Annotated in this window: 14 protein-coding genes and 1 tRNA gene; 12 read left to right on the top strand and 3 right to left on the bottom strand. The window is 48.1% G+C overall.

The window, feature by feature from the left end:
• Positions 1 to 259 precede the first annotated feature (259 nt).
• The 11 genes from ACFVYJ_RS01470 (at position 260) to ACFVYJ_RS01520 (ending at position 9093) form a co-directional block, all read left to right on the top strand.
• Complete coding sequence (locus tag ACFVYJ_RS01470; protein ID WP_419414407.1) at positions 260 to 637, top strand: diacylglycerol kinase; 378 nt, start codon at positions 260 to 262, stop codon at positions 635 to 637.
• Positions 638 to 706: 69 nt separating this feature from the next.
• Entirely contained in the window at positions 707 to 2203 is a 1497-nt protein-coding gene (gltX, locus tag ACFVYJ_RS01475) for a glutamate--tRNA ligase (RefSeq protein ID WP_419414408.1), read from the top strand.
• A gap of 138 nt (positions 2204 to 2341) precedes the next feature.
• Positions 2342 to 2417, top strand: a tRNA-Ala gene (locus ACFVYJ_RS01480).
• 367 nt (positions 2418 to 2784) lie between these two features.
• A complete protein-coding gene (locus ACFVYJ_RS01485) occupies positions 2785 to 3771 on the top strand; it encodes a thiamine pyrophosphate-dependent dehydrogenase E1 component subunit alpha (RefSeq protein ID WP_419414409.1) in 987 nt (328 codons plus the stop codon).
• A gap of 30 nt (positions 3772 to 3801) precedes the next feature.
• Positions 3802 to 4818: an alpha-ketoacid dehydrogenase subunit beta gene (locus ACFVYJ_RS01490; protein ID WP_419414410.1), complete on the top strand. Its 1017-nt coding sequence runs from the start codon at positions 3802 to 3804 to the stop codon at positions 4816 to 4818.
• A 2-nt stretch (positions 4819 to 4820) separates the two neighbouring features.
• The gene (locus ACFVYJ_RS01495) at positions 4821 to 5054 is read left to right on the top strand and encodes a biotin/lipoyl-containing protein (RefSeq protein ID WP_419414411.1); all 234 of its coding nucleotides are present in this window, start codon (positions 4821 to 4823) and stop codon (positions 5052 to 5054) included.
• A gap of 16 nt (positions 5055 to 5070) precedes the next feature.
• Complete coding sequence (locus tag ACFVYJ_RS01500; RefSeq protein ID WP_419414412.1) at positions 5071 to 5754, top strand: 2-oxo acid dehydrogenase subunit E2; 684 nt, start codon at positions 5071 to 5073, stop codon at positions 5752 to 5754.
• A gap of 7 nt (positions 5755 to 5761) precedes the next feature.
• Positions 5762 to 6541 carry a lipoate--protein ligase family protein gene (locus ACFVYJ_RS01505; RefSeq protein WP_419414413.1) on the top strand — a complete coding sequence of 260 codons (780 nt, stop codon included), beginning with the start codon at positions 5762 to 5764 and terminating at the stop codon, positions 6539 to 6541.
• 48 nt (positions 6542 to 6589) lie between these two features.
• On the top strand, positions 6590 to 7132 hold the full coding sequence (locus ACFVYJ_RS01510; RefSeq protein ID WP_419414414.1) for a Twin-arginine translocation pathway signal: 543 nt from the start codon (positions 6590 to 6592) through the stop codon (positions 7130 to 7132).
• Between the two features lie 18 nt (positions 7133 to 7150).
• Complete coding sequence (locus ACFVYJ_RS01515; protein ID WP_419414415.1) at positions 7151 to 8731, top strand: GMC family oxidoreductase; 1581 nt, start codon at positions 7151 to 7153, stop codon at positions 8729 to 8731.
• Between the two features lie 173 nt (positions 8732 to 8904).
• Entirely contained in the window at positions 8905 to 9093 is a 189-nt protein-coding gene (locus tag ACFVYJ_RS01520) for a hypothetical protein (RefSeq protein WP_463254774.1), read from the top strand.
• Between the two features lie 180 nt (positions 9094 to 9273).
• Here the strand turns inward: ACFVYJ_RS01520 and ACFVYJ_RS01525 are convergent, their stop codons facing one another.
• Positions 9274 to 10479: a porin gene (locus tag ACFVYJ_RS01525; protein ID WP_419414417.1), complete on the bottom strand. Its 1206-nt coding sequence runs from the start codon at positions 10477 to 10479 to the stop codon at positions 9274 to 9276.
• Between the two features lie 1139 nt (positions 10480 to 11618).
• Between ACFVYJ_RS01525 and ACFVYJ_RS01530 the strand changes: the two genes are divergently transcribed.
• On the top strand, positions 11619 to 12080 hold the full coding sequence (locus ACFVYJ_RS01530) for a YncE family protein (protein WP_419414418.1): 462 nt from the start codon (positions 11619 to 11621) through the stop codon (positions 12078 to 12080).
• Between the two features lie 30 nt (positions 12081 to 12110).
• Here ACFVYJ_RS01530 and ACFVYJ_RS01535 read toward each other — a convergent pair whose 3' ends face one another.
• Positions 12111 to 13337: a HupE/UreJ family protein gene (locus ACFVYJ_RS01535; protein WP_419414419.1), complete on the bottom strand. Its 1227-nt coding sequence runs from the start codon at positions 13335 to 13337 to the stop codon at positions 12111 to 12113.
• Positions 13338 to 13403: 66 nt separating this feature from the next.
• On the bottom strand, positions 13404 to 13988 hold the full coding sequence (locus ACFVYJ_RS01540) for a VOC family protein (protein ID WP_419414420.1): 585 nt from the start codon (positions 13986 to 13988) through the stop codon (positions 13404 to 13406).
• Between the last annotated feature and the right edge of the window lie 50 nt (positions 13989 to 14038).

Consider the following 14038-nt stretch of genomic DNA (forward strand, 5'->3'; position numbering starts at 1 on the left):
GGTGGCCATTATACACGCCTGGCATGATGGCTTCATGCAACATGCCCGGGTAGGAGAGTGCGACATCATCAATAGATCTTTGCCATGCCTCTCAATTATATTGCCGATGACTTGTTGGCGTTTCTCTTCTTCTGCATGTGCCAGTAAAAGGCTTATTCGTATGCAGTTACGGTCGCGATATGACATGTAATTGCCATAATAAGCACCGAGTTGGCATGCTAGAATCATCACTTTATTGTACTGATGGCGATTAACTTCCATGCAAAGCGTGAGTAAACAGACCGGTTTGAAACGTTTTTATTATGCCACCCGGTATTCTTGGCAGGGAATGTGTGCGGCATATCGCCAGGAACCTGCTTTCAGATATGAAGTATGGGCCAGTGCTGTGCTGATTCCATTGGCTTTTTTTGTGGCACAAACCCCTCTGCAGTTTGCCGCGTTGGTGAGTAGTTGTTTGTTGGTGATTGCTTTTGAGTTGGTCAATACCGCAATTGAAGCGGTTGTAGATCGTGCGGGCACTGAATACCACAGCTTGGCTGGTCTGGCTAAAGACCTTGGCTCTGCGGTCGTGCTGGTGTCGCTTCTGATCGGGGCTCTGATCTGGGGAGCGATAATCTGGCAGAATCAAGGCTGGTAGAGTCCGCTGCACTGGCCGGGTATAATCCGCTTTCTATCGCTAACGCTGTTTTAACCATCAAGGATATCCATGACCGTTCGTACCCGTGTTGCGCCGTCACCGACTGGTGATCCCCACGTCGGCACCGCTTATATCGCTCTGTTTAATCTGGCTTTTGCTCGTCAACATGGGGGGCAGTTTATTCTGCGTATAGAAGATACGGATCAGACCCGTAGTACGGCAGAATCGGAGAAAACCATACTAGATTCAATGCGTTGGTTGGGTCTGGAATGGGATGAGGGGCCGGATGTAGGCGGTCCGCACGGGCCATACCGTCAAAGTGAGCGCAAGGATAGTTATCGTGATTTTGCGATGCGTTTGGTGGAAGAGGGTAAAGCTTTTCACTGTTACCGGACCGCTGAAGAGTTGGATGTCCTGCGTGAAGCGCGCCGAGCTGAGGGTAAGCACACCGCGCTGAAACAAAGTGATTTGCAACTGCCTGAAGATGAAATAGAGCAAAGGCGTGCTGCCGGTGCACCTTATGTTGTGCGGATGAAAGTGCCAGAAGAGGGCGTATGTGTTATTGGCGATATGCTGCGCGGCACTATCGAGCTGGATTGGAGCCAGGTGGACTGTCAGATTCTGCTGAAATCCGATGGCATGCCCACGTATCATCTGGCGAATGTTGTGGATGATCACCTGATGGAGATTACTCACGTGATCCGTGGTGAAGAGTGGATCTCTTCAGCACCCAAGCACAAACTGCTTTATGAATATTTTGGCTGGGAGATGCCGCAGCTGTGTCACATGCCATTGCTGCGTAATCCCGACAAATCGAAGCTGTCCAAACGGAAGAATCCGACCAGTATTCTTTATTATCAGCGTATGGGTTACCTGCCTGAAGCGCTGCTCAATTATCTGGGGCGTATGGGCTGGTCCATGCCAGATGAGAGTGAAAAATTCTCACGCCAGCAGATGTTTGAGAATTTTGATATTCAGCGTGTCTCGTTGGGTGGTCCGATCTTTGATCAGGAAAAACTGAGCTGGCTAAATGGCTTGTGGTTACGAGAAGACCTGACGCCTGAGCAATTTGCCCAAGCTTATCAGCAGTGGGCTCTGAACCCTGAATACCTGATGCAGATCGTGCCGCTGATTCAGCAGCGGGTGGAAAAATTATCGGATGTTGCACCGCTGGCTGGTTTTTTGCTTTCAGGGATGCTGGATCTTGAAGCCTCCGACTTTGACTATAAAGGTTTAGATCTGGAGCAGACGCGCAGGGTACTGCAGTTTGCTTCCTGGTTGTTGGACACCGAATCGCAGTGGCACAAGGATCGGTTATTCGCTCAGCTCAAACAGTTGGCCGGAGCGATGGAACTGAAAATCAGAGACTTCCTCTATCCGCTGTTTATCGCTATAGCCGGCACTAACCAAACGGTATCTGTGATGGACTCCATGGCGATTCTGGGACCGGATATGACGCGAGCCCGCTTAAGGCATGCGCTGAATATTGTTGGAGGTCCGTCGAAAAAAGAGGGTAAACGCTGGGATAAAGAGTTTCGGGCAATGCAAGCTCAGTTCGAAGACTGATTCTGTTGTGGTTATACGGTCTGATCTTGGTTTGCCGGGCTGTATAACCTTTTGATTAAGAACACCTTTTTAAATTTCGTTTTTTTGAAATTTAAACTTGACTCAAAAAGCCGCTCTGCTTACCATAGCACCGCTCTTGGGGCCTTAGCTCAGCTGGGAGAGCGGTTCGCTGGCAGCGAACAGGTCAGCGGTTCGATCCCGCTAGGCTCCACCAAGAATTCAAAAAAAACCAGTCCGTTGCGGCTGGTTTTTTTATGTCTTTTTTCGGGCGTTCTGCTGTTTTCAGCTTCTTAATCAAGGCTGATTTATCGCCCGCAGAGCAAATATTGGACTTGTTCGCAGGTTCCCTCATCTTGCGCCTTCTTTACCCATCCTCATATCGTGACTTTGCGCTGAAACAGAGTGTCGCAGTCTTTGCGTCATCTTGATGTATGCGGCCTTCTTGGTTTGTTTTTTTTATAAAAAATCCCTTAATAAACAGTCATTTGTCTTAATGGCACGCTGATTGCTCCTATTGGGTCTGAAACGATTTTACATTGTGAAATTGTGTAGTGGCTGCATATCAGACTCGGGAGTGCGTAATGAAACCTAGCCAAGAACAAGAAATATGGATGTATAAGCACATGCTGATCAGTCGTTTCTTTGAAGAGACGATTGAAACTATTTATATGGAAGGTAAGAGCCCAGCCTTCAATATGGCCAATGGTCCCATCCCAGGTGAGATGCATCTGTCCAATGGCCAGGAGCCATGTGCAGTAGGCGTGTGTGCTCATCTTAATGCTGAAGATGTAGTGACTCATACCCACCGTCCACACCATGTGGCGATTGCTAAAGGCGTTGACCTGAAGGCGATGGCTGCAGAGATCTTTGGTAAAAAAACCGGTTTGAGTGGTGGCCGTGGTGGTCACATGCATATTTTTGACCCCAAAGTGAATTTCTCTTGCTCGGGCATTATCGGCCAGAGTATTGGTCCTGCTGCCGGTGCTGCTTTGTCACGTGTGATGCAGAAAAAACCGGGTGTTGCGGTGGCGTATCTGGGTGAGGGTGCGGCTAACCAAGGTGCGTTTCATGAGGGCCTCAACCTGGCTGGCGTTTGGAAGTTGCCCGTAGTCTTTATCATCGAAGATAACTCATGGGGTATTTCTGTTTCCAAGCGTGCCAGTACTGCGGTTGAGCGTAACTCAGATCGTGCGGTGGCGTATGGCATGCCGGGTGAGTTTATTGAAGGTAACGACCCTATCAAGATTTTTGAAGTGGTAGGCAAAGCTATTGAACGCGCGCGCCAAGGCGGTGGGCCGACCCTGATCGAGATTGAGACTTCGCGTCTGGCAGGTCATTTCATGGGTGATGGCGAAGCTTATCGTCCAGCGGGTGAGAAAGAAGCATTGAAGAAAATCGACCCGATCCCAGTGATGCAACAGCGCCTGGAAAAAGAGTACGGCTGGAGTGCTGAGGACGATGAGGCTTTACGTACCGAGGCACGTGCCATTGTAGACGAAGCAATCACATTTGCCCGTGAGAGCGACTACCCAGCGCCTGAAGAGGCGATGGATAAAGTCTTTGTTTAATGGCCACGATCAGTCTTTGGAGAATAGCAAATGAGCAAGGTTAAAGAACGTAAATTGACGATTGCACGTGCGATGGCTGAGGCCATTTCAGTGGAAATGAAAGCTGACGAAAAAGTCTTCGTCATGGGTGAGGATATCGGTGAGCTGGGTGGTGTGTTCGGTAATACCCGTGGCTTGTATAAAGAGTTTGGTGCAGAGCGCGTCCGCGATACACCGATTTCTGAGACTGCTTTTATTGGTGCGGCGGTAGGCGCTGCCTCCGATGGCATGAAGCCAATTGTTGAGCTGATGTTTGTCGATTTCTTTGGTGTGTGCTTTGACGCCATCTACAACATGATGGCCAAAAACACCTATTTTGCCGGCGGTAATGTCACTGTTCCGATGGTATTGATGACGTCTACCGGTGGTGGTTATTCCGATGCGGGTCAGCACTCTCAGTGTGTACATGCGACGTTTGCACATCTGCCAGGCATGAAAGTGGTCGCACCTTCTAATGCCTACGACGCTAAAGGCATGATGATCTCAGCGATCCGTGATCCTAACCCAGTGGTATTTATGTTCCACAAAGCCCTGCAGGGCATGGGTTGGTTGGGTACAGAAAAAGATGCCATCGTGCATGTGCCTGAAGAAGCGTATGAAGTACCACTGGGTAAGGCTGCAATTGTGCGTGAAGGTACCGACGTCACCATCGTGGGTATCACCTCCGGTGTGCATCATGGCTTGAAAGCGGCGCGTGAACTGGAAGCTCAGGGTGTTAGTGCTGAAGTTCTAGACCTGCGCTCTCTGGTGCCACTGGACCGTGACGCCATTATTGAGTCTGTTAAGAAAACCGGCCGCCTGATTGTGGTGGACGAGGATTATCACAGCTACGGCATGACCGGCGAGATCATCGCCACTGTAGTTGAGGCCGGAGTGCCTATGAAGGCAGCACCAGCGCGTGTTGCATATCCGGATATCCCAATTCCGTTCACCCGTCCTATGGAACAGTGGGCACTGCCAAGTCCGGAAAAAATTGTTTCTGCGTTTAACACTATGAAGGAAGTATGAGTATGACAACTGATGTAATTATCCCTGCAGACCTGTGGGAAGAAGATTCTGAAGCCGTAATCACCTCTTGGTTGGCAAGTGATGGTGGTGATGTCACTGAAGGTGATGTGATCGCTGAGCTGATGGTTGAGAAAATTCAGTATGAACTGGAGTCTCCGGCTACAGGTAAGCTTTCCATCTCTAAAGATGTGGATGAAGTGGTAGCTAAAGGCGACCAGATTGCCAGTATTGGTTAAGTAAGAGGACGTTGTAATGACTACCGCAGAAGCAATCAAAGTTACACCCCTGCGTGGTTTGCGGGGAATGATTGCTAACAACATGCGACGCAGCCTCGATGAGGCTGCACAACTGACACACCATGCGGTGTGTTCAGTTGACAACATGTGGTTACGCAAAGAGAAGTTGGCAGAGCAGGGTATTAAAATTTCGGTAGAAGACCTGCTGGCTGATTATGTTGTCCGTGCGCTGAAAAAACATCCGGTGATTAACGGTCGGGTAGAAGATGGCGAAATTCGGATTTTCAGCAATATCGATATAAGTTTTGCTATTGCTTTGCCAGGCGGTAAATTGATGGCACCGGCGGTCTTTTCCGCAGATAAGAAAGACCTTGAAGAGCGTGCCGAGTGTCGCAAAGACGTGGTAGAGCGCGCCCGGATTAACAAGCTTACTGTATCAGAGATGACCGGTGGCACGTTCACGATGACCAACCTTGGGCGCAGTCGGGTACGGTTCTTCACGCCGATTGTCAGCCTGCCACAGATCGCCATCCTCGGCATTGGTGAGACCTATAACGAGCTGGGTCTGACGGAAGACGGTGAGTTAATCAGTCGCAAAATGATGGGTCTGTCCCTGACGTTTGATCACCGTGCGATCGACGGTGGTCCAGCAGCAGATTTCTTAACTGACTTGTGTCTGGAAATAGAAAGTGAACAGTAATTTGCTTTTGAAAACAGATCGTATTGCCAAAGTAGTGGTACCACAACCCGTGAATATCACTACTGGGCTCGAACTGGAAAAAAAGCTGATGGATGCTGTCATGGCGGGTACTTCAGATAAAGGGTACCTGTTATGGCGGAGCCGCCGGGCCTTGGTTGTGCCACGTAGTGCCACGCATAAGCCGGGATTTGCTGCTGCCAAAGATTATTGTGATTCCAAAGAATGGCCGGTTATCACCCGATCAACCGGCGGTGAGCTGACCCCGCAGGATCCAGGTTTTATCAATCTGTCCATGGTGGTCAAGTTAGATAAAGGCCAGCTTAGTATCAAAGGGAGCTATGAGCTGATCTGTGATGCTATGTCGCGCTGGCTGAGTAAGTACGGCATCAAGAGTACCTATGGTTCTATTGATGGAGCGTTTTGTGATGGTGACTACAATCTAGTAGTCGACGGTAAAAAAATTGCCGGCACGGCACAACGCTGGCAGCGTATTCGCAACCCCGATGCGCTAGCTCAAGGTGGTGATACCGCGCTGTTGATCCATGCCGTTATCTTATGTGATGGCCCGTTACAGCAGATGTGGCAGATCTGTAATGAATTTTATGAAAAGTGTGAGCTACCTCCGTTTATTCGGGATGAGTGTCACCTCACGCTTTCTCAATTGATGGGACAAAACGGCGAATATTTTGTTCAGAAAGTGATGAATGACCTGGCTGACGAGATGAGTCGTTACATCGATCAATTGAATTTTGTTAATGCTGAAAGAGTTGTAGAAAAAAGGGCTTAATTGCTTATTTTTCCTTAACTAATAAGGAAGTGAATGACTGGAGGCACTATGAATAAAAATAACAAAACGGTCGGACCGATGATGAATCGCAGACGTTTTTTATCCACTACCGGGGTTATGGCGGTAGGTGCATCAGCAGCATTACTGGGTGGTGGTTTATTTGCGCCCGATAGTTTTGCCGCTCAGCAGATTGGTAAAGATGCCAACGCAACACTGCTGAAAATGGCACGTGATATCTATCCGCATGACACACTGGAAAATAAATATTACAGCCAGGTGATGGATCCGATGGCCAAAGGTGCCGAGTCAGATCCGGAATTGCTGAAACTGCTATCTGAAGGTGTGGCGCAACTGGATAAGGTTGCGATGGATAAATTCGGTAAAAAGTATGCTGCGATCGCCAAGGAAACTGATCGTGTGGCGGTACTGAAAACCATTGAATCCAGTCCGTTTTTCCAAAAGATTAAAGGTGCCCTGATGATGGGTATCTATAACAACCCTGAACTTTGGCCACGATTTGGTTATGGCGGCTCTGCCTGGGAAAAAGGCGGCTACATCAACCGTGGTTATAACGATATCGACTGGCTGTAAGTAAGGGAGTTGTGAACAATGTCTACTAAATTTGATTTGAATGACGATAGCCTGGTGGTAATCATTGGGTCTGGTGCCGGTGGTGGTACCCTCGCCAATGAACTGGCTCAGAAAGGTATCAAGTCCGTGGTGTTAGAAGCAGGCAAACGCTTCAAGATGGATGATATTGAAAACGACGAGTGGAAAATGTTCGGCAAGATTTCCTGGCTGGACAAGCGTTACGTCGTTGGCCCAGCACGTATTGCGGAAGATTTCCCTAACTTGCCCGCCTGGATTGTAAAAGGTGTCGGTGGTGCCACTATGCACTGGGCGGGTGTTGCCATGCGTTTTCAGGAACATGAGTTCAAAATGAAAACCACCAATGGTGTTGTGCCTGGTGCTAACGTGCTTGATTGGCCGATCTCACTTCAAGAGATGAAGCCTTATTACGAAAAAGCTGAGGATAAAATGGGTGTTACCGGTACTAAAGCGACCGGTATGCCACACCACAGCCCGAGTAACCATGCCAAGGTAGTGGCCGAAGGTGCAAAACGCATCGGTGCTAAATGTGAAGCGGCAAACCTGGCGATTAACACTGAAGTTCGTGACGGTCGTCCGGCCTGTCAGGTTAATGGTTTCTGTATGCAGGGCTGCCGTATCGGTGCCAAGTGGTCCACCATGTATACCGAAATTCCTAAAGCGGAAGCGACCGGTAATACCGAGGTTCGTCCTCAGTCTATGGTGCTGCGTATCGAGCATGATAAAACCGGTAAGGTAACCGGTGTGCTCTATGCCGATAAAGATGGTAATCAACATCTGCAGAAAGCTCGCGTGGTCGCTGTTGCGGGTAACTCAATTGAATCACCACGCATGTTGCTGAATTCGGCATCGTCTATGTTCCCGGATGGCCTGGCAAATTCCTCCGGCCAGGTAGGTCAGAACTACATGACGCATACCACTGGTGGCGTATATGCTGAATTCGAAAAACCGGTCCATATGTACAAGAGTACGGTGGTGCCGAATATTGTGCATGAGTGGCGAGATAACGATCCAAGCCGAGGCCATGTTGCAGGTTATGAGCTGGAAACCCTGCATCTGGGTCTGCCATTTATGTCAGCCTTCCTTAATCCGGGTAAAGGTGGCTGGGGCCGTGAACTAGCAGACTCCCTGGCTAACTATGACAACATGGCGGGTTTCTGGGTTTGTGGTGAGGATATGCCGGTTGAATCCAATAACATCACCCTGCATCCAACTGAAAAAGATCAGTATGGTCTGCCAGTACCCGTGGTCTACAAAACTGACCATATGAACGATTACAAGATGCGTGAACATGCTTACGCACGCTCTAAAGAGTTGTTCGACGCGGTAGGTGCAATCAAGGTAAATAACTTACCGCCGTATCCTGCTAGTCATAATATGGGTACTAACCGCATGAGCGAACACGCAAAGGACGGTGTCGTGAATCGCTGGGGTCAGGCCCATGATATTAAAAATCTGTTCGTGTCAGATGGTAGTCAGTTCACCACCAGTGGTACTGAAAACCCGACCCTGACAATTGTCGCACTAGCGATTCGTCAGGCCGATTATATCGCTGATCAGATGAAGAAACGGGAGATCTAACGTTTAGCATTGTCGCTCTGGAGAGTAACTTGCACGCCTTCGGGCGTGCTTTTTTTTGCCTGTTTGTCAGATGGCTCTGTCGAACAGAGTGATAGCAGGCGCAGAGCATTGAGTGTCAATTCGAGCCTGCTTGCCTGCCGCAGAGTCTTTGAGCCTCAGTACGTTTAGCAGCAATGAATACTCAGGAACAGGAACAGGAACAGGAACAGGAACAGGAACAGGAACAGGAACAGAAACAGAAACAGAAACAGAAACAGAAACAGAAACAGAAACAGAAACAGAAACAGAAACAGAAACAGAAACAGAAGGCTGGGGGGCGGAGCATTACTGCTGTCCATGGCAAAACAGGACATGTTCAGTAGAGCGCAGTGGGTTTAACGGAGTGTTACAGATAATCGAGTATGTCGTTCTAATGATTAAAGGAGAGAATTAATCGTGCGTAAACGGAGGTTGTAACAGCAGGTGAGCTAGGCAGCCAGGCAGGAACTAGAACAGGCCATTGGAAGCCGAAACTTCCAACAGCCTGCGGGGGCGAAATGATATTAGAACGCGAAGTTCAGACCAACGTTGATCAACGTGGTTTTCTCATCTACCGGAGCTGGTGTGGCTACGATAGAGGTCGCGTACTGGGAGATAACACCCATGTCGTCAGCATCAACATATGCCAGTGCGGCATACAGAGTGGTTGACTGGCCCATGGTGTATTCGTTGCTGATCACGAGAGATTTAGTTTCTGCACTGTTAGCAGGTGCATTATCTTCGTTGATGTAATAGGCAACAGTGGCAGTGTTTTTCGCACTCCATTTGTAGTCCACACCTACGCCCAACGCATCCAGATCCAGCACTTCATTACCGCTGGAATCGTTGTTTTCAGTGTTCATGAAGTTGGCTTTCAGAGTGACATCACCCAGGTTGTAGCCAACACCCACTGCCCAGCTTTCAACTACATCTTCAGATGTCTGCTGATCTTTCATGTTATGGAAAGAGCCGGACAAGGTCAGAGGTCCGGTGGTGTAAGCCGCACCCAGTGCGATTACATCACCATCTTTCTGGGAGCCTTCCTGGCCGCCAAAGGAGTACAGCACACCGAAGTCCAGGCCGCCGATGGTGTTACGGTATTGAACAGCATTTTTAAAGAAGATGCCCACGTCGTTGTTTGCGTTACGGCCGGCTCCACTGGCAGAGTCATTTACTGTGGTGAATAGCTGGCTGTAAGCCCAAGCATACAGGTTAGAGAACTGCTCTTTAAAGATACGTGGTTCAGTACCCAGATGCGCCAGCAAGGCAGGCCCATACTGGCGACCCATGATGACAGTACCCCAGTCACCACTCACACCCAGGTTAGCTTGACGACGGAACAACAGGCGACCGCTGCTATCGTCTGCGTCTGTTGCAGCATCACCGGTACCGTGGAACATACCGGTATCCAGGTCAAAATGTGCTTCTAGGTTAAAGAAGGCGTTCCAGCCGTTGTCCAGTGGACGCAGACCTTTGAAACCGATAACAGTCTGACGCAGACCACTGGTTTCCATGCCAAGTTTTTCATCACCATCAGTGGACACGTTGTCCTGGTAAAGTATACCCACATCCAAAATACCGAACATGGACAACTGAGTGCCACCCGCTTCACCGATCAGAATGTCTGCAGAAGCTGTGGATGCTGCAGTAGACAGCATAACCATGGCAGAAAGTGTTTTAAGCGAGCTGACCATGCCCCGTTTGGCGCAGGTTACTTTTTTATTATTCATCTGTGTACTCCCCCTAAGGAAACATAGGTATTTTTTCAACAATTAATCTCTGGCGGCACTTATTAAGTGTCAGGTAAGCAGAGATGAATCGGATCGCGTTCTGAATATTCAAAAATATGCAGCGCTATGTTGGTGTGTGCACTAATGGTGCCAATTTTTATCAAGCGGCTTTTTTTAGTCTGTTATGTAGTTTTTAGGTGGGATTAGGCATTAATTGCTAGTGGTTTTTAAGTTTTACATACCAAGCTGGCCGTAAAGTAGATTTTGTGAAAAAAAATTACATAATTCTAAGCACGATAATTTTGATTTCATCATAACCTTTGTAGAAATTAGAACAGACTGTTCCAGTTTTTTGAGACATTGTGTTGCATGCAGGAGGCAGTCTGCCTGACGGCTGAAATTTCCATGTAATTGAGAAATATGAACAGCGATTCTTTCAAAAATAGGAATGCCTTTTCTGTCACCCAGGTAACCGGGGCTGCTACAACGAGGTGTCGCACCTGCGCCACTAAGTGTTGCAGCTGTGCTTTTTTGTGGCTAGGGTTTTAAAAATAAATTCATATAAATCAATTATTTATTAAGTTGGTACTCTAATTGCTTTTATCTTCTTCGATGTTCGCGAATTGGAGTTCGCCCCCTGATTCGTGAAGTCATGTTGTGAGTCTTTTCGGCCACCGATCCTGTAATGCGCCGTCCTTCTTCGTAATTGTTGCAGGAGTTAAAGGTTAGGTGCTGGTCTGTAATGCGAGATATGGATCAGCATAGAAACACCCTAATTAGCCGATGATGCCCGGTTGAACCTGATTATTTTTATCGACCCCTTCAGATAATAATCACGTTGAACCGGGCTTTTTTTTAGAGGTTTAATCATGGTTTTTGCGTCATTGTTTTCACGATCAAAGCAGTTGTTTGCTCTGCTTGTGTTCGTTGTTATGGTTTTGACGTTAGGTATTTTATATTTATCTTCATTGTCGGGTATGTCCGAAGAGGGTGAAGGGTATTTTTATGTGAGAGAGTCTAATAGCACGGTATTTGTTTATAGCGATGTTACACGCTCTCCTATTGGTTTATTTCAACTGCCTGCATCAGGCAGAGTGGGTGATATAAAAATATATGGCAAACAGCTTTATTACTCCGATATGAGTAACAAAGCGGTCATGATGCTGGATATCGAGTCCGGTGTTATCAACACGCATATTCGTCTGGAAACACGACCAGACCGTTTCTGGATCTCCGAACGCCAACAGCTGCTCTACATTCTCAATGAGTTAAGGTCGCAAATCTCGGTATACAGCCTCGATCATCCCGGTTTGTTAAGTCAGATACCCCTGGGTGAGTTTCGGGGAGAGATGGTATTTGATGCAAAATCCGACCGCTTGTATGTGGCGCTGAATGATCAGACCGTCCAGGTAATTGACCTGGCGCTGTTTCGGTCTTTGGGGTATGTCAGTGTAAAGCAGGATATTGATGTGATGCACCTGAATATCGCTGATGAGCAACTTTGGGTACAGGAGGCTAATAACCATGTGGTTTCCGTGGTCGATCTGAAGAATCATGAAATCATCAAGCAGATGGGGCCTTCCAACGAAAATGATCGTTAAATCAGGGCTGATCTTATCAGCCCTGATGCATTACGTGACCGCTTCAATAATCGGCATTACGCGGGTTACTACCCAGTATTGTGAGACGATTAAAGCCAGGATTGACACGTAAAATCCCAGTTGCCGTTTAGGTGGCGCATAATGATGGATTAGCCATGTCAGGCAGAATGCCAGTAGGTAAATCATAAGCTGTCCGGCTTCAATGCCTAGGGTGAATGTGCCCAGTGTCAGCCAATCACTTTGTCCTCCCGCTTGTTCAAGTTCACGGAATACAAACGAAAAACCAAAGCCATGAATAAAGCCGATGCATAGCATCGGGGTGCTGTTAAGGTGATGACCTTTATCCATCAGCAAAGCAATTGCCGTAAGGGTAATCGACAGGGCGATTAGCAACTCTATCCCGGGAATAAACAGGCTGGAGTTTATGCTGATATTTTCGCCCACCAGTAAGCTGAATGAGTGACCGATGGTAAACGCTGTGGCCAGCGTGATCAGGCGTATAATGCTGTTGGAGGTGAAGAAAATCAGCAGGATAAACAGCACATGGTCCAGGCCAATAAAAATATGCACCAGACCTTCCCAGAAGCCTTTGGCACCACGCTGTAGGGCCGACGGCATATGTTGTGAAGAAATGTCCAGAATGCCGACGGTCGTCTGTGACTGTCTGTTGTCATTGCGATAGATATTCACCACATTTGCCAGCCGGTTGATGGCTTTAAATTTGTCACCAAGGGCGCTGAAGATGGTTAAATCGTCAGTGATGAGTGAAGTGCCTTCCAGGCGGAACCTGATATCAATGCCGGTATCAAACATTTTGACGACGTTGTCTTCGATGCTGATCGCTGAGCTAAAGTTGGATTCCGCTGAGCTGATATCAACAAAGGGGCGCCGGTCATCAGAGTTAAACAGGTGTATCGCTTCGATAGAGGCTGCCTGCTGTTTACCATTGATGTTGAACTGATAGCCTTGCTGAATTCTCCGCAGCAGCTCGTCCGGGGTATTTGTCAGTCGTGGCAGGTCCAGTAAGTAGTCGGTACCGTTCTCGGTTTGAATTTGACGGGTATATTCCACTGAGCTGTTGGCATCTATACCGCCCCAGCTGTCATCAAGCAGAACTAATGGCAGCGGCATACGCATCAGAACCATAACGTCTTGCTGGTCCTGATAGATATGTAAAATTCTGGGTTCAAAATGTGTAAAGTGTGCCTGTGCTTGTGATGTTAATAGAAAAAGCAGCAGGTATAAGCCGTATTTCATGATTCGCCCTCGAAATATGGGAGCACCCTATGGGTGCCCCCGGGTTGACGCACTGCTACGTCATAATTAGTAGCGAGGGTCCCACATGCGGCGACCGGTCTCTTTCTCGTAGCCCTGTCCATATGGGTAGCTGACAATTTCCAGCTGCATACCCCAAGGGGCCATAAAGTAAACCCAGGTCAGGCCTTTCATGCCTGTTTCAGTGAAGGTATGTGGTTTGCCTAGTACTTTGATGCCTTTTTCTTCCAGAAAGGCAACAGCGGCTTCCATGTCATCCACATAAAAAGCCAGGTGGTGTCCACCGATATCGCTGTTACGTGGCGGTGTTTTGTTCTGGTCCGGGGATGTGTATTCAAAGATCTCCAGTGCCGGTCCATTGCCGCAACGCATCAGATGAGCTGTTTTGATTACCGCTTTTTTATGGACATTCAGGTTTTCGGTCATCCAGTCATCGTCAAAAGGTCCAAATGGGCCAATTGAGTAGAAGGACTCGCAGCCAATAACGTCTTTAAAGAAAGCAGTTGCTTCTTCCACATTGGGAACGGTAATACCCAGGTGCTGCGTACCCCGCATTCCAGGCATTCCAGCCAGAGCTTGCGTGCTAAACACTGCCATCAAAGCCAGTGCAGAAAGGGTTTTTATTGTTCTCATCCTTAATTGCTCCATTTATGTATAAACAACTAGAGCAATTCAAAATGCAT

The sequence above is a fragment of the Pontibacter sp. JAM-7 genome, from assembly GCF_048548695.2.
Classification (GTDB): Bacteria; Pseudomonadota; Gammaproteobacteria; order Pseudomonadales; family Balneatricaceae; genus Neptuniibacter.